The sequence below is a fragment of the Rhizobium sp. KNZ2-6A genome (assembly GCF_056755475.1).
In genome coordinates, this window is record NZ_JBNDIC010000002.1 from 95,354 (window position 1) to 113,331 (window position 17,978).

The 17,978-nt window shown below is 60.0% G+C and carries 13 protein-coding genes; 1 reads left to right on the forward strand and 12 read right to left on the reverse strand.

Going from position 1 to position 17,978, the window contains the following annotated elements; all coding sequences use genetic code 11:
• Positions 1 to 153: 153 nt before the first annotated feature.
• The 11 genes from ACPYOP_RS01950 to ACPYOP_RS02000 form a co-directional block, all read right to left on the reverse strand.
• Positions 154 to 630, reverse strand: coding sequence for a cyclic nucleotide-binding domain-containing protein (locus ACPYOP_RS01950; protein WP_112342423.1), 477 nt, complete (start codon positions 628 to 630; stop codon positions 154 to 156).
• Between the two features lie 53 nt (positions 631 to 683).
• A complete protein-coding gene (locus ACPYOP_RS01955; RefSeq protein ID WP_481408706.1) occupies positions 684 to 3,398 on the reverse strand; it encodes an ABC transporter transmembrane domain-containing protein in 2,715 nt (904 codons plus the stop codon).
• Between the two features lie 236 nt (positions 3,399 to 3,634).
• Positions 3,635 to 4,795, reverse strand: coding sequence for a glycosyltransferase family protein (locus ACPYOP_RS01960; RefSeq protein ID WP_481408707.1), 1,161 nt, complete (start codon positions 4,793 to 4,795; stop codon positions 3,635 to 3,637).
• Positions 4,777 to 6,036 (reverse strand): glycosyltransferase family 4 protein, encoded by a 1,260-nt coding sequence (locus ACPYOP_RS01965; protein WP_481408708.1) that lies wholly within the window; start codon positions 6,034 to 6,036, stop codon positions 4,777 to 4,779. The genes ACPYOP_RS01960 and ACPYOP_RS01965 overlap by 19 nt, the downstream gene beginning before the upstream one ends.
• A 17-nt stretch (positions 6,037 to 6,053) precedes the next feature.
• Complete coding sequence (locus ACPYOP_RS01970; protein WP_481408709.1) at positions 6,054 to 7,268, reverse strand: glycosyltransferase family protein; 1,215 nt, start codon at positions 7,266 to 7,268, stop codon at positions 6,054 to 6,056.
• 100 nt (positions 7,269 to 7,368) lie between these two features.
• On the reverse strand, positions 7,369 to 8,544 hold the full coding sequence (locus ACPYOP_RS01975) for an ABC transporter permease (RefSeq protein ID WP_481408710.1): 1,176 nt from the start codon (positions 8,542 to 8,544) through the stop codon (positions 7,369 to 7,371).
• Positions 8,541 to 9,539 (reverse strand): ABC transporter permease, encoded by a 999-nt coding sequence (locus ACPYOP_RS01980; protein ID WP_481408711.1) that lies wholly within the window; start codon positions 9,537 to 9,539, stop codon positions 8,541 to 8,543. Before ACPYOP_RS01980 ends, ACPYOP_RS01975 begins: the two co-directional genes overlap by 4 nt.
• Positions 9,532 to 11,454, reverse strand: coding sequence for an ABC transporter substrate-binding protein (locus tag ACPYOP_RS01985; protein ID WP_481408712.1), 1,923 nt, complete (start codon positions 11,452 to 11,454; stop codon positions 9,532 to 9,534). Before ACPYOP_RS01985 ends, ACPYOP_RS01980 begins: the two co-directional genes overlap by 8 nt.
• Complete coding sequence (locus tag ACPYOP_RS01990; RefSeq protein WP_481408713.1) at positions 11,448 to 13,358, reverse strand: ABC transporter ATP-binding protein; 1,911 nt, start codon at positions 13,356 to 13,358, stop codon at positions 11,448 to 11,450. Before ACPYOP_RS01990 ends, ACPYOP_RS01985 begins: the two co-directional genes overlap by 7 nt.
• A gap of 160 nt (positions 13,359 to 13,518) precedes the next feature.
• Positions 13,519 to 14,856, reverse strand: a complete 1,338-nt coding sequence (locus ACPYOP_RS01995; protein WP_481408714.1) for an adenylate/guanylate cyclase domain-containing protein — start codon at positions 14,854 to 14,856, stop codon at positions 13,519 to 13,521.
• A gap of 351 nt (positions 14,857 to 15,207) precedes the next feature.
• On the reverse strand, positions 15,208 to 16,383 hold the full coding sequence (locus tag ACPYOP_RS02000) for a DUF3095 domain-containing protein (protein ID WP_481408715.1): 1,176 nt from the start codon (positions 16,381 to 16,383) through the stop codon (positions 15,208 to 15,210).
• A gap of 145 nt (positions 16,384 to 16,528) precedes the next feature.
• Here ACPYOP_RS02000 and ACPYOP_RS02005 point away from each other — a divergent pair, with 145 nt between their 5' ends.
• Positions 16,529 to 17,008, forward strand: a complete 480-nt coding sequence (locus tag ACPYOP_RS02005; protein ID WP_481408716.1) for a class I SAM-dependent methyltransferase — start codon at positions 16,529 to 16,531, stop codon at positions 17,006 to 17,008.
• 33 nt (positions 17,009 to 17,041) lie between these two features.
• On the opposite strand, the gene ACPYOP_RS02010 is transcribed toward ACPYOP_RS02005, so the two are convergent.
• Complete coding sequence (locus ACPYOP_RS02010; RefSeq protein ID WP_481408717.1) at positions 17,042 to 17,920, reverse strand: FkbM family methyltransferase; 879 nt, start codon at positions 17,918 to 17,920, stop codon at positions 17,042 to 17,044.
• Positions 17,921 to 17,978 lie beyond the last annotated feature (58 nt).

Genomic DNA, 17,978 nt, shown 5'->3' on the forward strand with positions numbered 1-17,978 from the left:
GGATAGCGGCACTGGACTGGGATTAAGCGGAGACAAGGCCGCGATCATCATGATGAGGTCGGGCAAGCCATGGCGCAAGCTACAGACAAGCGGAAGACCGAAAGTCTCGTCAAGGGCGCGACGCCATAGGTCGAGCCGCTCAACATCTCGATCTCAATGGGTGGCCATCGACTGCGGCTGGTTGAGGCGGCTGCGGACGGCGGTCAGTTCCGAGGTCGTATGGTTGAGGCGGTCTGCAAGCACGCGCATGATCTCGACGGCCATTTCCGGAAAATCGCTGAGCAGCTTCAGGAAATGCTCCTTGCTGATCTTCAACGCTTCAAGCCTGGACGTGGCCTTTACCGTGGCGGTACGAGAAACGTCGCAGAGGATCGCGATTTCGCCGACGATGGAATTCACATCGACTTCGGCAACCTTGATCTCGCCGGCCGGGCTATCGACGAGAATATCAGCGGTTCCGGAAAGAACAACATAGGCGGCATCTCCCTGATCACCCTGATGAAACAGGGTTTGGCCAGCATTATAGCTGACGCGATCGGACGTAAACGCCAAGAGTTTCAATTTCGCGGGCGCGATGCGCGAAAAAATCGGCACTCGCTTCAGCATTTCAACTTCGTCTTTCAGAAGCATGAGCTTCGGTACCCCCAGTGTTCGGCCCCAGACGCCACTGTCGAGATAGGATATTACGATAACAGTTCTTTGAACATACCGTTTTTCTCTAAAAGATCGGTACTTGATCCGCTTTCGACAAGACTCCCATGGTCGAAGACCAGAACACGGTCGAACAACTCGGCAAAGCTCGGATTGGACAATACCCAGATGATTGCCGGCGCGTATCCGTCGCTGTCGAGTTGGCCCAGGATAGCTCTCGCAATCTGGTCCTGAACGCGATGATCGAGCGCGGGCAGCGGACGGTTGCAGATGATGTAATCCGCACGCTTCAACAGCGCGCGGCCGAGATTGAGCTTCTGGCGCTGCACATTCGTCAAGCGCTTGCCACCCGAACCGACATCGAAATCCAGGCCGATCGACAGGACGCTGTCATGCATGCCAAGGCGGCCGAAGACATCATACATGATCTGGTGGATCTGCTCCGGGGCATTGGCCTGCTGATGGGCGATGCGGCCGAACAGCACATTGTCCATCAAGGTCGCCGACGCGGTAAAGCGTTCCGGATCATAGCGCTCGATGACCTTGGTGAGATCGGCCGGTATGTTCTCGTAGAATTTCGCCCGCGCCTCGACGATCTTTTCCATCAGCATCTGGGTCAGAAGGCCGAAGCGGTGACGCGGTTCGATATAGGAGAAGCTCAGGCGGATGATGGCCGCGCGTTCGTCGTCGGTCGCCGCCTCATATCCCTTGCCGTTCAGCTTCTGCAGCAGTGCCTCGTAGGTCGGAATATCCTCCGCCGTCATGAAGGTCAGCTGCTGGAAAAACGGATGGTCCGGCGGCAGATCGGTGAAAAGCTCGACCGCGTTTTCGGCGATCTCCAGGCCCATGTCGTAAAGGTCGGACACGAGCCCGGTTTCGGCGAATATCTGCCGGAAATAAGGATGCGCAGCGAGCTTGCGATTGGTCATCTGCGGCCGCTTCAATGTGCCGAACAGCAGATTTTCGCCGACCGTTGCCTGCAGGTTATAGGCATCGAACTGGAAGGGAACGACGAGGTCCTCGAGCTTTTCTTCCTCAAGCCGCGACCGCAATGCCTGCCGCAGCTCGACGATGCGCGACGTCAGATCCTCGTGCGCAGCCGCATCGACATTCGAGCGCAGCGCCATGTCGAAGATATCCTGGGACATGGCAACGGCATCGAGAACCGGACGGATCACCGAATAAATATCATCCGGCCCGGTGGCACCCGCAGCCGCATAATCGACCCAGTCGCTGTTGAGATCGAATTCCGGATTGGCCGCGCGCCGCGCTTCCGTCACGCGCCATTTGGCCTTGGTCGCCTCATCGTCGGTATAGACGGGAGCAATGAACGGCGCATGCTTGAGGCCATAGAGCAGATTACTGCGCAAGGTGCCATGGAAGAAGAAGGTTTCGGAGGAAGCGTAAGCGATGCGTCGCCCGGTTATCGATTCCGGCAATTCCAGGATATCGCGACCATCGATCGAAATGCGGCCGCTGTCCGGCCAGGTCAGGCGCCCGAATGCCTCGGCGAGATATTCACCGCCCGCGCCGCTGTCGCCAACGATCGCCACTCTTTCCCCGGGATGGATTTCGACCGAGACGTGATCCAGCACGCGCGCGCCGCTATCATCGAGGACAGTCACATTAGTGGCAACGAGGGCATGCGTGATGCGCCCTGCCGGCGCATGCGAGACGACCTGGATTTTCGGATCGATCAAATGGTCGACGCTGAACTGCTCGACCACCTGATTGTACTTGACCTGAACGTCCTGACGCGACTGGTCCCAGTCGATCAGCTCCTTCAGCGGTCCGGGCAGATCCTTATAGGCATTGATGACGGCGACGAGCTGACCGATATCCAATCGACCCTGCAAGGCCAGGAAACCGCCGATCAGATAGAACAGGAAGGGCGTGACCTGCGCGAGGAAATTATTGATGAATTTCACCAAGAACTTCCACTGGTAGAGATCGTAGCGGATCGAAAAGATCAATCCGAGCCGATGGGCGATATCGGCGCGCTCCAAGTTCGTGGTGTCGTTGGCGTGGATCGTGCCGATGCCGTCGACGATCTCGCCGACGCGGCCGGAAAGCTCGCGCGCCGTCAGCTGGCGCTGGCGGCCAAGCTCCAGAAGCCGCTTGCGCATGCGGGGAATGACGATCGCCTGCACGGCGACGATGGCGGCGGCGATCATGCCGAGCCAGAAATTCTGCATGATGATGAAGACGAGCGCCGTCACCGCCTGGCCGCCGAGAAGGGCGGGCTGCACGAAGGCATCGCCGGTGAAGCCACCCATCGGCTCCACCTCGTCCTTGATCATGGTGGCGATTTCGGCCGGCTTCACCCTCTTGAAATGGATCGGGGGGAACCGCAGCACGCGATCGATCAGCTCGAAGCGGATGCGTCGCAGCATGCGCTCGCCCAGCCGCCCCTTATAGGTATTGATATAGAGCTTGAAGAGACCGTTGAGCACGACAAGCGCCAGAAACACCATGCTCAGCGCAACGAGCATCCACATGCGGGTCAGCTGGACGCCCTGAAAGACTTCGATATGACCGATCAGCGGCGCGTTGAAGGCTATGTGCATAAAGGTCTGGGTATCGCCGGGATGCTCGAAACCCTTGCCCTGGATCGGCCCGTTGACGATCTGCTTGGGCAGGTCGAAGGACAGAAAATACGGGATCATCGACGCCGCAACGACCAGCAGTATCCAGATCTGCTCCAGCCGGGTGTTCGACCAAATGTAACGCGCTAGGCTTTTTTCCATTGCTTACTGCAGGCTTTCAGATTCAATGCCCAGCGCCGGCCTGATGCCGGCACCGATGTTACAGAGATGCGGGAAGATTTCGTTGCGGATACGTGGCCCCATTGTGAAAAGGGGAACCGCCCGGTCCTTCGTCCACGCTCCTCCCGATTCATCGATTTTTCGATTTATATCACAAGATTGCAGGAATCCAGGAGGATAAAACGACAGGATGTCTCCGATATCAGCCGCGGCTTTCTCTATATGATTTGGCGCAGGATAGCCGAGGTTCTGGCAGCACCGCCGAGATCGATGTCCGGGTTGCTCGGCTTGGGCCGCGACAACGCGGTGTTCACGGCTGCGGCCAGCAATTCGGTCGTCAATCCCGCCTCCGGCAGGGCCAATGCCAAGCCCAGTCTTTCCAGCCGCTCGGCCCTGACGGACTGCTCGGTTTCGCCGCCGGCCGTGAAGGGAACCAGAATGGCGCGACAACCGGCGACGAGTAGATCGCCGACGGTATTGTAGCCGGCTTGCGAGATCGACAGCTCCGCCCGCCGCAGCAGAGATGGAAAATCCTTGCGGAAGCGAACGAGCTCGACATTGCCGGACGCGTGTCCGGCGAGATCGGCATAGTCCTGTTCGGGCAGGTTGGGCCCGGCGATCAAAAGCCAGCGGCGATCCGCCGCCACGCGGCTTGCCGCTTCCAGCGATGCCCGGATGAGATCGCGCCCGACGGCGCCGCCGCCGGCCGATACGACGATATCGAAGGTTTCGGCAGGCTCCGGCGGCAAGGCGGGCGCGACAAGGCCGGTATAGGCGATCTTATCAGCGATCGCCTCGGTCAAGGGAAAGGTTTCCTCCAGCCGGACAAAATGCGGGTCGCCGTGAACGAGCACGCCATCGAAGTGATCGCGAAGCAGGCTTACCGTCTCCTCGTCACGGCCCGGCTTTTTCTGTTGCTGCAGAATATCGCGCACCGAGGTGTAAAGCCTCGGCTTTGGATTGGCCTGCGCGATGGCATCGAGCAGCGGCAAAAGCTCGAAACGCATCTGTCTGCGGCCGAAGGGAAAGGCTTCGATGATGACGACATCGGGGGCAGCCTGCCGGAACGCATTCAGCAGCAGATCGCGGCGACGCGACAGAAAATCCTCGCCGACGGGATTGCCAGCCTGATCGGCCAGGCCGGAAAACCCGGCGCTGCTGGCAACGACGGCAGGCAATGTGACCGAGGTGACATCCGCCCCGGGGAAGCCACTCACCGGTATGCCGCCAGTGACAACAGTTACCTGGCAGCCATCCTTTGCCAAGGCACTGGCAATGCGGCTCGCGCGCGCCAGATGACCGACGCCGAGCAGATGCTGAACGTAGAAGAAAACGCGCAAGGGCTGAGAATGCGAGGCCGTCACGCGGATTTCCGCCATTGATCTTCCCTTTGCCACTGCTCCTCGAACAACTGCGTCAACTGCCGGATACTGGCATGATAATCGAATTGCTCGCGCACCCGCCTTTCGCCCGCGTCTGCGAGCCTATGGCGCAGCGCCGGATTGCGAATGGCCGCTTCCAGCGCCACGGCGAGCGCTTGCGGGTCCTCGGATGGAACGACAAGACCATTCTCACCATCCTCGAGCAGTTCGGGAACGCCGGAGACATTGGTGGAAACACAGACGAGACGCTGGCTCGATGCTTCCACGAGCACATTCGGCAGGCCATCGCGATCGCCGTCGGCCGCCACGCGGCAAGCAAGCGCGAAGATATCGGCTTGACGATAATGGGCAAGCACATCCTCCTGTGCCAGCGCTCCCTTCCAGGTGATGTGGTCGGCAATGCCGAGTGCGTCGGCCAGCGGCTTCAGCTTTGCCAGCCCATCGCCGCCGCCGATATGGGTAAAGCGCCAGTTGAGATCGCCAGGCAACAGCGCCAGCGCCTTCAATAACACGTCGTATCCCTTCTTCTCCACCGCGCGCCCGACGCTGAGAATGAAGGCGGGGTCGGAAGCGTCCGTGCCATCCCGATCGGAATGTTCGCCGGCAAAGGGGGCGAAGCGATCGAGATCCAGGCCGTGATAGCTCAGATACACCTTGTCATCCGTCTGGATCAGATCGCGCATGTGCTCGAAGCCGGTGCGCGTGCAGGTCACCGTCCAGCGGGCGCGACCGAGCTTTTCCGAGAGTTCCCAGTCCGGCGACGTCCAGATATCCTTGGCATGCGCCGAGCAGGTCCAGGGAACACCGGTCATGATGCTGGCATAGGAGGTCACGGAAGCCGGCGTGTGGATGAAATGCGCATGCAGCCATTCGCCGCCATCGGGCCATTCATGCGCCAGAACCAATGCCTGGCCGAAGCGCCGCACGCGATTTGGGGTAATATCCCGCTTCAGGTCGGCCCAGAATTGCTTCACGAGCGGCCTGAAGCCCGGCTTGCCGATGCCCGCCAGAAAGGCCCGCAGCACCCTCAGCGGTTCATTATGCAGATATTCCGGCAGATAGACGACCCGCGCCTTGATCTCGTCATGGACGGGATGGCGCTTCTTGTCCGTCGGCTTGCGCATCGAAATCAGCGTCAGGTCGAAGCCGGCCTTTTCCAGGCCAAGCAGCTCCTGCGCAATGAAGGTTTCCGACAGGCGAGGATAGCCCTTGAGGACCACCAGTATTTTCTTCCGCATCGATAGCTTCCGATAATCTATTCGGCAACGATCGACAGCGGCGTGTAGCGCTCGCGGTCATCGAACCACTCGCCGATGGTGCGCGAAATATGCACCAGCCCTTCAAGGCGCATGTTGCTGCTGCTCGCCGAAGGCGGCGCGCGGTTCGACAGGCGCTTCAAGGCGGCGGCAAGCTGCTTCGGATCGGCGGATTCCTCCGGCAGCAGCATGTCGACGAGGCCAAGCTCGCTGGCGCGCTGAGCGCGGATCAACTGCTCCTCGCGCGGCCGGGTGCGCGGAATGATCAGCGCCGGCTTGTCGAAAGACAGGATCTCGCAATAAGTGTTGTAACCGCCCATGGCAACCACGGCCTTGGCGCCGGCGATCAGCTCTTCCATCTTGTTGTCGAACTCGATCACCTGCAGACAGTCGATCTTGCTGGCGCGCTCCAAGAGCTGGCCGCGCTCCTTGGCCGGCATATAGGGGCCGAGGACGATCAGCGTCTTCTGCGTCAGGGCGCTATCCTGCTCGAAAGCGCCGACAACATCGCTGACCAGATCGGCGCCGTCGCCGCCGCCGCCTGTCGTCACCAGGATATAGTCCTCGTCTGGCACGTGTTCGGACTTGGTGCCCAAAGTGGAAACGCTGCGCTGCAGGAAGCCGACGAACTCCATTTTCCGGCGCACGCCCGCGGGTACGTCGAGGCCGATAAGCGGGTCATGGAAATCCGGCGGACCGTAGACCCAAACACGATCATAGAATTGGTCGATCTTCTGCAGCACGTTGTTTTTCTTCCATTCCGCCTCCAGCAGATGCGGCGCGTCCATGACATCGCGCATCCCCAGAACGAGCGTCGTGCCGCGCGCCTTGAGATAGGTCAGCGTCTCCTCGACCTCGCCCTTGAGACCCAGCGGCTCCTTGTCGACGATGAAGACATCCGGCTGAAAGGTTTCCGCCGTATGGCGGATGATCGATTGCCGCATCTTCAGCGTTTCCTGAAGCGCGACATGGCTCGCCATCGACGTATATTCGCCATCACGCAGCTTGATGACGCTCGGCACTTTGACGAAATCCACGCGAGAGCGATAATCGAACGCCCCGGCAATCGTCGCGCCGGAGATAATCAGCACGTTCAGCCCGCGATAATCCTCAACAAGCGCATGCGCGATCGTCCGGCATCGCCGCAGGTGGCCAAGACCGAACGTATCGTGGCTGTACATGAGGATTCGAGCATCTTCTAAGCGCCGCTTCATTGGCAAAACCTCTGGGGGTAAAAGTCATAACGCGGTTTGTCGGCAAACGACATCCGCGACCGCTCGTCGAATTGCAATCCTGTCTTCGCCATTCACCCTGCTATTTGTAGGGATCGGCGGCATCGCGCAACCCGTCTCCTAAAAAGTTGAACGCCAGAATAACCAATATCACGGGGATCATCGGAAAAAGAAGCCATGGATAAAAGGCGATCACGCTGACGTTCTTGGCCTCGGTCAACAGGATGCCCCAGCTCGTGATCGGCGGACGAAGGCCCAATCCGAGGAAACTTAGGGCAGTTTCGCCGAGAATCATGCTCGGAACCGAAATCGTCGCGGTGGCGATCAGATGCGACATGAAGCCGGGGACGAGGTGGCGGCCGATGATGCGCGGCGTGCTTGCACCCATGAGTTGCGCGGCAAGCACATAGTCCTCCTCGCGCAAGGATAGAAGCTTGGAGCGCACGGCGCGGGCAAGCCCGGTCCAGTCCAGGATGCCGAGGATGATGGTGATGCCGAAGTAGACGATGATAGGGCTCCAGCTCACCGGCATGATCGCGGCGAGCGCCATCCACAAGGGAAGGCTCGGCAGCGACTGCAGCACCTCGATCACACGTTGCACGAGAAGATCGAAAAGGCCGCCGCGATAGCCGGCGAGACCGCCGATGACGATGCCGAGCGCAAAACTGATTGAGATGCCGATCAGACCGATCGTCAGGGATATGCGCGCGCCATAGATGATGCGCGACAAGACGTCACGACCCAGCCGGTCGGTGCCGAGCAGATACATCTGGCCGCCGACGGCCGGGCAAACCACATGAACGTTCGAATCCACCAGTCCCCAGAAACGATAGGCGTCACCCCGGCAAAAGAAGCGGATCGGCTGCACGTCGGAGGGATTGTCGGTGTAGATCCGGCGCAGCGTATCGATATCGAGCGTCATCTTGCGGCCGTAGACGAACGGCCCGACGAAATTGCCCTTGTCGAAGAGGTGGATCATCTGCGGCGGCGAATGAATATAGTCGACATTGCGGGTATGCAGCCCGTAGGGCGCCAGGAACTCGGCAATTACGATCATGCCATAGGCCAGCAGCAGAAAAATGCCGGACGCAAGCGCAAGTTTGTGCTTCTTGAACTTCCACCACATCAGCTTCTTTTGCGACGCCATATAGTAGCGTTGCTGGCCCGCGGACATGGCTTCGAACTGATCGGGATCGAAATTCGCATTCGAGACATAGTGCTCCAAAGGGGCACCGGGTTTTGGCAGGGATACGCTCACTTTGTGCTCCTGCCTTGCAAGCGGATGCGGGGATCGAGAAAGCCAAGGGCGATATCGGAGATCAGCACGCCGATAACGTTGAGGAAGGCCAGGAACATCAGGAAAGAGCCGGCGAGATACATGTCCTGGCTCTGCAAGGCCCGGATCAGCATCGGGCCGGTCGTCTCCAGAGACAGCACGATGGCGGTGATCTCTGCGCCGGATATGATCGACGGCAGGATCGATCCGATATCGGCGACGAAGAAATTCAGCGCCATGCGCAACGGATATTTCACCAGCACCCTCAACGGATGCAGCCCCTTGGCGCGCGCAGTGACGACATATTGCTTCTGCATCTCGTCGAGCAGATTGGCGCGAAGGCGGCGGATCATGCCCGCCGTCCCGGCCGTACCGACGATGATGACCGGAATCCATAAGTGCGACAGGATCGAGCGCGCTTTTTCCCAGCTCATCGGCTGCGACAGATATTTTTGATCCATCAAATGGCCGATCGATATGCCGAACCAGACATTGGCGAAATACATCAGGATCAGCGCCAGCATGAAGTTCGGAATGGCTATGCCGAGCAGCCCGAGGAAGGTCAGCCCGTAATCGCTCCAGCTATATTGATGGGTAGCGGAATAGATGCCGATCGGGAAGGCGATCAACCAGGTCAGAAGGATCGTCGTCATCGACACGAGGATGGTCAGCCAGAGCCGGTCGCCGACGACTTCCGAGACCGGCAGCTGATATTCGAAGGAATAGCCGAAATCGCCATGCAGCATACCTCCGGCCCAGTGCAGATATTGAAGCGGCAACGGCCTGTCGAGCCCGTATTCGTGGCGAAGATTCTCCATGTCCTGAAGATTCGCGGTATCGCCCTGAGCACGCAGTTCCGCGATCTGGCTATCGAAGAAGTCGCCAGGCGGCAGCTGGATGATCGTAAAGACCAGCATGGAGATGACGATCAGGGTCGGGAGCATCACCGCAACGCGCCAGAGAATATATCTAAGCATTCGGACGATCCTCCTTCATCCAGAAGGTGTCCGGCATGTAGACGCCGAGCAGACAGGTCGGGTCGAAGCCGTAGAGCGCCTTTTCCGGCACGTTCTGCATACGAGCCGAATGCACGATCGGCTGGAAAGTGCCGTTGATCAGACCGATGGAGAAAACCTGGTCCGTATAGATCTTCAGCATCTTGTGCCAGACCTCGGCCCGCTCGAAGGAGGAGGCAGCCTCCTCCCATTCGCCGAGCAGCTTGATCAGCTCGGCTGCCTCAGGCACGTCCGGAGCCACGCCTTGCGTCTGGCGCGACAGATAGTACATGCCCCAAAGCGGCCATTGCATCTGGTCACTGGTCGTCGGTGCCAATTCACCCGGATTCATGTCGGCCGTTGCCACGCCATTGTCGAGGCCGTACCACAGCGACATCAGAATGCGGCCGCCCATGGCGCGGCTGCGGAAAATATCACGTTGCGATACGCGCGTGAAAAGTGCGACGCCGACCTTGCGCCAATGATCGGTAATCAATTCCAAGACGTCCGTGTCGAGCGTGCTTTCGCCCGGCGTCTCGACCGTGATTTCCATGCGCCGACCATCCGGCAACAAGCGGACGTCGTCTTCATCCCGCTTGCCCAGACCGACAGCGTCCAGAAGAGCGTTGGCCTGATCCGGATCGTGCTCGATCCAGGCAGAGGCATATTCAGGTTTGAAAAGCGGGCTGTCGGGCAACACCGTGTTGGCGCTTGCGGTCCCGAGACCGTAGAAGACAGCCATATTGATTTCATGACGATCGATCGCAAGCGACAGCGCTCTGCGCACCCGAATATCGCGCAAGAGGTCGCGCCAGACGGCGTCGGCGCTGTTCAGATTGGGGTAGAGGGCGACACGCGATCCGCGCGCCGCTTTCCAAAGACTGACCTTGATCTTGCTGGGATCGCGTTTCTCCGCCTCCTTCAGGAAGGTATAGTCGTTGAAGTCTATGCCGGTTGCCTGCAGTTCGCTTTCTCCCGCGCCGGTCTTAGCCGGGATGATCGATGACGAGCTGATGTCCAGGATCAAGCGATCGATATAGGGCAGTTGCCGGCCGTTCTCGTCGACGCGATGAAAATAGGGATTGCGCTCGAACACGAACTGCTCGGCCGGCGGCGGCGTCGTGTTTTTCCAGGGATCGAGCACCGGCAGATTGGGATTTTCCGGACGATACGAACGGCCCATCTTGATATGCAGATCCTGCCATTTCTTCGCCCTGTTTTCCTGCATCAGCGAGGAAAGACGAATCTTGTCCTGGTATTTCTTGTGGAACTGCTTGAGATAGTGGGCCGGCCCGGCAATGACGAGCGGCTGCGGGGCGGCGAGAATCGGCAGGAAATTCGGATTGGGATCATCCCAGGTGTAACGCACCGTCAGCTCGTCGAGCATCTCGAAATTCGGCAGGCTTCCGTGCGGACGCAATTCAAGCGCGCCGCCGCCTGGTGTCAGCTCCTTATTGAGAATGACATCCTCCCACCAGTAGCGGAAGTCGTTGGCGGTAAACGGATGTCCGTCAGACCATTTGTGCCCTTCACGCAACTTGAAGGTGAAGACCGTATCGTTGACGGCGGAAAAGGATTCCAGAATATCCGGCTGCAGTGTCAGCGTGCGATCATAACCGACGAGGCGCGCATAGCCGTAGATCGTCATGAGACGAATATCGTTCTGGCTGCCGATGATGGTGCGGACGGAGCCGCCATAGCGGCCCGGCGTGCGCCCCATGGCGGCGACATTGACGACGCGCGGAAATTTCGGCAGCCGCTTCGCTAGATGCGGCATCTGACCGGCCCGCAGCCAATCGGCGAGATAGTCCGGCTCGTTGTCGACCTCCGCCGCGGCAAGAGGCGGCGGCAGCATGGTGGAAGCCAGCAGGCCGAGAAAGGTTCGCCGCGTTACCATTTGCGCAGCTCCTGGGCTTCGACGCCCCGGCGGGCGCGAACGAAATGGCCGCCCCCCAGATCCGCATAGGCAAGCTCTCCGTCCGCTCCTTCCGAGAATTGCGGCCCCCATTTCTGTTTGGCGGCCGGCCCCTCGCTGTTCAGGGCGGAGAAATCCAGAGGCCGGTCGAGATCGGGGAACGGGACTGCGGCAAGCAACGAGCGCGTATAGGGATGAACGGGATCGCGCAGGATGATTTCGCGCGGCGCGATTTCGACGATGCGCCCCCGCGCCATGACGGCGATCCTGTCGGCCATGTAATCGACCACGGCGAGATTGTGCGAGATGAACAGGTAGGTCAGGCCGAGTTCCTTTTGCAAGTCCTTGAGGAGGTTCAGGATTTGCGCCTGAACGGACACATCGAGCGCCGAGACCGGCTCATCCAGGATGAGAAGCTTCGGCCCAAGTGCCAAGGCGCGCGCAATGCCGATGCGCTGGCGCTGGCCGCCGGAAAAGCTGTGCGGGTAGCGGCTGAGAAAATGCTTGTCGAGGCCGATCGCCTGCATCAGCGCCTCGACCTTCTCCTTGCGCTCGGCGCCGTCGCCATGGCCATGGATCTCCAGGGGCTCGCTCAGGATATTACGGATCGTCATGCGCGGAGAAAGGGAGGAAACCGGATCCTGGAAGACCATCTGTATCTTCGTACGCAGATCCATCAATTCGTCGCCCTTGACGGACAGCACGTCGATCTTGCCGCTGCCGTCGTCGAAGCTGACGGAACCGCTGTCGGCCGTGATGCCGCGCATGAGGATCTTGCTCACCGTCGTCTTGCCGCAGCCGCTTTCCCCGACCAGGCCAAGACATTCGCCGCGGCGGATATCGAAGCTGACATTATCGACCGCGCGGAACTTCGTGCTATCCCGCCTGCCGAACAGGCCACCGGCCTTCGATGTATAGGTCTTGGTCAGGTTGCGCACGCTGAGCAGGACATCGGGTGCCGTGCCGGCGGCGGGTACGCCGTGGCCGATCAGCTTCTTCTTGCCGGAGAAGGTACCGAGATTGACGGGAACATCCCGCAAGGACTTCAACCGTTCGCCCGGTTTCATATCAAAATGCGGCACCGCCGACATCAGGGCCTTCAAATAGCGGTGCTGCGGCTGACGGAAGATCGTTTCGACCGGCCCGGCCTCCATGATTTCGCCGTGATAGATGACGACGACCTCGTCGGCCATGTTGGCGACAACACCGAGATCGTGGGTGATCAGGAGCATCGCCATGTTGAGGGTCTGCTGGAGGTTGCGCAGCAGCCCGAGAATTTGCGCCTGGATGGTGACGTCAAGCGCTGTCGTCGGTTCATCGGCGATCAGAAGCGCCGGATTGCAGATCAGCGCCATGGCGATCATCGCGCGCTGGCGCATGCCGCCGGAGAGCTCGAAAGGATACATGTCGAAGGTATGGTAGGGATCCTGAAAGCCGACGAGACTCAGCATTTCCTCGGTCTTCTCGCGCTGCTCCGCCCTGCTGCTGCCGGGGCTGTGAATGCGGAGCACTTCGCTGATCTGGTTGCCCACCGTATGCAGCGGCGACAGTGACGTCATTGGCTCCTGGAAGATCTTGGCCATGCGCGCGCCGCGCAGCCTGCGCATGGCGGCGCCGTCACGCGGCAGTTGGAGAAGATCGGTGGTCTCGCCGTCGAGCGGGTCGGTAAAAAGAATCCGCCCCGTCGCCGTCGCCGGCGTCGGCAGGATGCCCATGATCGACTGGCTGATAATGGATTTGCCGGAGCCGGATTCGCCGACCAGCGCCGTGACCTTGCCGGGAAGCACCCTCAAACCGGCGTTTTTGACGACACGCAGATTGTCCCCGTAAAGGGAAAACGAGACGTCGAGGTTCTCAATACGCAGTAGATCAGTCCCTGACGCCATACATATTACTTCCCGCTCACATGACCTTTGTGGCCTTATGCGGCACACTAACGTAGGGCATAACGGGTGTCTAGCTGGTCAAAGCGGTGCAAAGACTGTAAAAATTCTGTCGTCTTTCCAGTGATATATCGGCCGATGCTGAACCAGGCGGCGGCAGAGGTCACTGGGTCAGGTTTTCGACTTGAACGCGGCCTTCGAACTTCTTGGCGTCCCTATGCAGGAGGATAACCTGCTCGGCCTCGGAGAGCCCATCCGCCGCAGTGTCGTGGAAAACCTCCGCGATACCATTGGCAATGGCTGCTGCCATCGGAGAGACCACGGTAAAGCGCTGGCGCACTCCGCGGAGTTTTTCCTCGCCGAGCGTCCCCCATTCGCAGTCGGTATAGCCGGAAAAGGCCTGGCTTGCGACAACCTCCGTTCCGTATTTCTTGGTCAGGGACTGCAGCCGCTCCACCTCGTTGACGGCAGCGCCGAAGGCTGAGAACGTCAACCGATCCTTCAATCCGACATTGCCGAACATGACGTTGCCGACATGCAGGCCTATTCCGTAACGCACTTTGCTGAGGCTGCGCGACTGACGATCCTTGTTGAGGGCGGCAACGCGGCGCTGCGCCTCGAAGACGGCCGATAGTGCCGCCTCGCAGGCCACCTTGGACGGATCCTTGTGCCGGCCACAGGGATAGACCGCAAGGAATCCATCGCCGAGAAAGCTCATGATTTCGCCGCCATTGCGGTTGAAGGGCGCTGCGATGGCATCGAAGAACTCGTTCAGCGTATCGATATAGGCCTGTCGCCCTTCCTTCTCGGCATAGACGGTGGATTGCCGCATATCGCCCATGACCAGCGCCGCACGGATCGTCTCGCCGTCGCCGCGGCGGACCTGCCCGTTCAGAACGCGGTTGCCGGCATCGCCGCCGAGATAGGTGGTCAGCATGTTATTGGCAAGCTTACCCAGAACCGCCATCTTGGCCGCCATGGCGAGATGGTTCTGCATGCGCATCAGCGCTCCGATCATCTCCTCGCTGAAACCGCCAAGGCTATCGGTGGACCAGGAGCCCATCATGCCCTGGACCGAGCCGGCCCCGAAGGTCTGCACGAAGGCCAGGTAGTCGGTCACCTTCTCCTTGCGCAGGTCCTCGAAAATCGGAAACTCCACGGCTCCGTCCACATCGATCCGACGGCGCAGATGCAGAAGATTATTGGACAGAAGGTAATAATAGGGGCTCTGCATGAAGCGTTCCGGCTTATCGTTCACATGGCGATAGCCTTCGATCGTCAAACCGCCAGCGCGCCGCCAGGTAAAGCCGAGAGCGTCATAAAGCGGATGCAGCATGGAAAAGGTCAGATGCACGCGGATAAGCGGCATTCCCGTCGCCGCCATGCGCTCGCAGAAGCCGCGCACGATGGTTTCCAGGTTTTCGCCCGTCAGCGCCGCCTGCGTCAGCCATTCCGCCACTTTGTCGAGAAGAATATCGGAAACACTCGAATGAATAGTCATTTTCCCCGCGGCCCATCTTGAAATGCCTGATGCTCCATCCCGGCCATGGAAAGCCGCCATCTCCGCAACCCCGGCCTATCGGCTTGAGGTCGGACAAAATCATCATGCGACAGCGTCGATGCTTTCCTTCGTCAGGTCATGTCGACGCCAGAAAATTCGGCTGCATCTCTCCCGCGCCCCGCATATGAAATGCAGCAAAAGACAATCGCCGCAAGCGACGACTCTCGTTTTGTTCTCTTTGAGATAAGGCGCATATGACGCTGAAACAATGGGTAAAAACGAAGCGCATCGATAAAAATCGCAACCGCAACCTGAACGCGTCAGCCGCATCACCGCTCCATCGCGCGAAAATCACTCGCCCACGGCGAGCGCCGGCGGCCCCTTTTCCCGCAAGGCCATCGCCGCCATTGCATAGCCGCCGCTCGCACCGTCGATGAAATGCATATGGTCGCGCATGAGCGGGGTCGGCACGAAGCAGGTCATCAGGGCGCTGTCCTGCCGGTGCAGCCCGAAGCGGCAGACACCTTCGGCCTCGGCCTGCAACAGGCGTGCCTCGATGCGCTTGAGATGCGCGGCATCGACGTCGATGGTCATTTTCAGCCCATCGTCGAATTTGCGGAAATCGGAATTTGCGGCAAGGTCCCGCCGATAGATCTTGGCGTCGAAGGTCGCAGCTCTTACGCCGAACTTGTCGAGAATCCAGATAAGGACGATCTGCGCGTCGATGGCCAGCTTCCGCCACCAGCGATCGGCGGGGGCGGCCACGGCGCGCGCTTCGATATCCGCGCCGCCGAAGCTCAATGCAGGCGTCGGGCCTTCGACAGGCACCGGATGGCCGTCGCGGTTCTGCTCGGCGGAAATGGCAATGATATCGGCGACCAGCCGCTGAAACTTTGCGTCGTTCCCAGCCTCGCCGGGAATGGCGATGATGGAGACGATCTCGCCATTTTGCGCCTCGATCGGGTTCCAGCGACAGGAAAGACCGGTCAGATCCGGCTCCGCCTTTGTCGGCAGCGCCTCGACGACGAAGTTCCCTGCTTTCATCTGCCTTTCCGCCCAGCTCGTTCCGCCGCCGGAAAACATGGCATAGGAAACGTAGCTGCTCGGGTTGAAGCGGGCGACCCGCACGTCCAGACCCTCGCCGCGAATCACCGTCATCGGCACCAGCGCCGTACGCAAGTCGAGCTGCAATTCCTCCATCACCCAGGCCCGGACGGCCGCCAGCGCATGGCGCACCCGCTCCTCCCCCGACGGCGGGATCGCCACCAATGCGCCGTCGCCTCCGAAAGCGAAGGGATAATCGCCTCTCTCCAATGCGTTGAGCACGGCGGAAATCACGCTGGCGCCCGCCATGTTGACGGATTTGTAGTGGCCGGCGGCGATCGCCTTCGTCGAGCTGACGATATCGGCGATGGCAATCAACCAGTCGTCCGGCAGCGGCTGATAATTGGCGCTGTCGGTCACGCCCTCGAAACGGGTGAAGCCCGTGAGTTTATGGAAGAAATCGTCTTTTGATGGCTCGACCATGATATTTCCCCCTTCAGTGCGCGCCGCGACAATCTATCCCTACAGCAAACGCGTCGAAAAACCAGCGGGCGGTCGACGCCGTGACGCAGGCCGTGCTACTCCGGTCAAGGGAGAGGCACAAGACGCCAAGGATATTTGAAATACGATGAGCCGCCTGGATAGTTTCATTCGCCGCCTGAGCGCACAGCGCGATATCCTCAACGCCGTTGCCGACGAGGTCAGAACGATTGACGGTCCCGTGCTGGAACTCGGGCTCGGCAATGGCCGCACCTTCGACCATCTGCGCGAACTTTTCCCCGATCGCCGCATCGTCGCATTCGATCGGGCGGCCAATGCCTATGGCCCGTCCATGCCGTCGGCCGACAACCTCATCCTTGGTGAAATCAAGGATACGGCCAGGGACTTCGTCGGCGCGAGGGCCTCGCTTGCCCATGCCGATATCGGCACCGGCTACGAGGACAAGGATGCGGTGACGTTGACCTGGCTGCCCGGGATCATGGCCGGCGTGCTCGCTTCAGGCGGGATCGCCGTCAGCGGCCTTCCCCTTGATCATCCGGATCTTCAGGCATTGCCCCTGCCCGAAGCCGTCAAGGAAGGCCGTTATTTCATCTATCGGCGTTGCTAAGGCATTTCCCAGGAGAAGCGAACCGCTCTGGTTTCAGCGCAGAAACAGAACGTCGAACTGCTCGCCTTCGCTGGGCAGTTCGCCGACTTTCATGGTCTGCACGCCATCTTCGAAAAATGCGAGGCATTCGTTATAGTGCCTGGCGAGATCGGCAATGAAAGCCTTGGCCTGATCCTTGCCGTAGAAGGCAGGGGTAAATTCCATATAAAGCGGCACCTTGCGCGCCATCAGAGCCTGCATCGACCGGCATGCGACCGGCTCGTAACCTTCGATATCCATCCAGATCAGGCCGATATCGGCGGGATCGATGCCGGCCTGCTGCAGAATATCGGGAACGGCCAGGACGGGAACCGAGATTTTTTCGTCGGTTGCGCTCTGGCGCAACGCACTGCTTTTGCCGTGATTCTTGTGATTGAGGTAGAAGTCGAGCTGTCCGCCGTGATCGCCGGCGGCGCAATTGACCGCCGTTACCATCTGCTGCAGGCCATTATCGGCAATGTTGATCGCCAGCAGCCGGAAATTGCGCGGGTCCGGCTCGACGCTGACAATACGGTCATAGGCGCCACTCAAGGCAAAATAGCAGGTTTGCGTACCGATATTACCGCCGAGTTCCAGAAGAACGGAGCCCTTGCGCACCAGGCCGCGCTCGCGCAGCACGCTCAGCAGCCGGTCGACATGATCGCGCTCGAAATGCCCTTTGCGAAACACCTTGCGGCCGATGTAGTCGGCCGGCGAGAAGCTCAGGACATGGTCGCCGCAGTCCACCGTCATCGTCTTGACGCGCGGGCCGAGCGCGCTGACGAGAATGTCCCGACCCAGGCGCGTGTCGAGCAGGCGGCTGGCGATCGCATCCCGTTTCCTGCGAAGAGCGCGGCGCCAGTATTTTCTTGTCAGCATCTTGCGGTCGAACATGCCGAGCATCCCTACACCAGGGCCGTCCCGTTGCAAACCGAGAAGATCGGTTACCGCG

Excerpts from the sequence above, each read along its gene's own strand:
- ACPYOP_RS01950 (WP_112342423.1), bottom strand. The coding sequence starts at position 630 with ATGCTTCTGAAAGACGAAGTTGAAATGCTGAAGCGAGTGCCGATTTTT.
- ACPYOP_RS01955 (WP_481408706.1), bottom strand. The coding sequence starts at position 3,398 with ATGGAAAAAAGCCTAGCGCGTTACATTTGGTCGAACACCCGGCTGGAG.
- ACPYOP_RS01960 (WP_481408707.1), bottom strand. The coding sequence starts at position 4,795 with ATGGCGGAAATCCGCGTGACGGCCTCGCATTCTCAGCCCTTGCGCGTT.
- ACPYOP_RS01965 (WP_481408708.1), bottom strand. The coding sequence starts at position 6,036 with ATGCGGAAGAAAATACTGGTGGTCCTCAAGGGCTATCCTCGCCTGTCG.
- ACPYOP_RS01970 (WP_481408709.1), bottom strand. The coding sequence starts at position 7,268 with ATGAAGCGGCGCTTAGAAGATGCTCGAATCCTCATGTACAGCCACGAT.
- ACPYOP_RS01980 (WP_481408711.1), bottom strand. The coding sequence starts at position 9,539 with ATGCTTAGATATATTCTCTGGCGCGTTGCGGTGATGCTCCCGACCCTG.
- ACPYOP_RS01985 (WP_481408712.1), bottom strand. The coding sequence starts at position 11,454 with ATGGTAACGCGGCGAACCTTTCTCGGCCTGCTGGCTTCCACCATGCTG.
- ACPYOP_RS01990 (WP_481408713.1), bottom strand. The coding sequence starts at position 13,358 with ATGGCGTCAGGGACTGATCTACTGCGTATTGAGAACCTCGACGTCTCG.
- ACPYOP_RS01995 (WP_481408714.1), bottom strand. The coding sequence starts at position 14,856 with ATGACTATTCATTCGAGTGTTTCCGATATTCTTCTCGACAAAGTGGCG.
- ACPYOP_RS02000 (WP_481408715.1), bottom strand. The coding sequence starts at position 16,383 with ATGGTCGAGCCATCAAAAGACGATTTCTTCCATAAACTCACGGGCTTC.
- ACPYOP_RS02005 (WP_481408716.1), top strand. The coding sequence starts at position 16,529 with ATGAGCCGCCTGGATAGTTTCATTCGCCGCCTGAGCGCACAGCGCGAT.
- ACPYOP_RS02010 (WP_481408717.1), bottom strand. The coding sequence starts at position 17,920 with ATGTTCGACCGCAAGATGCTGACAAGAAAATACTGGCGCCGCGCTCTT.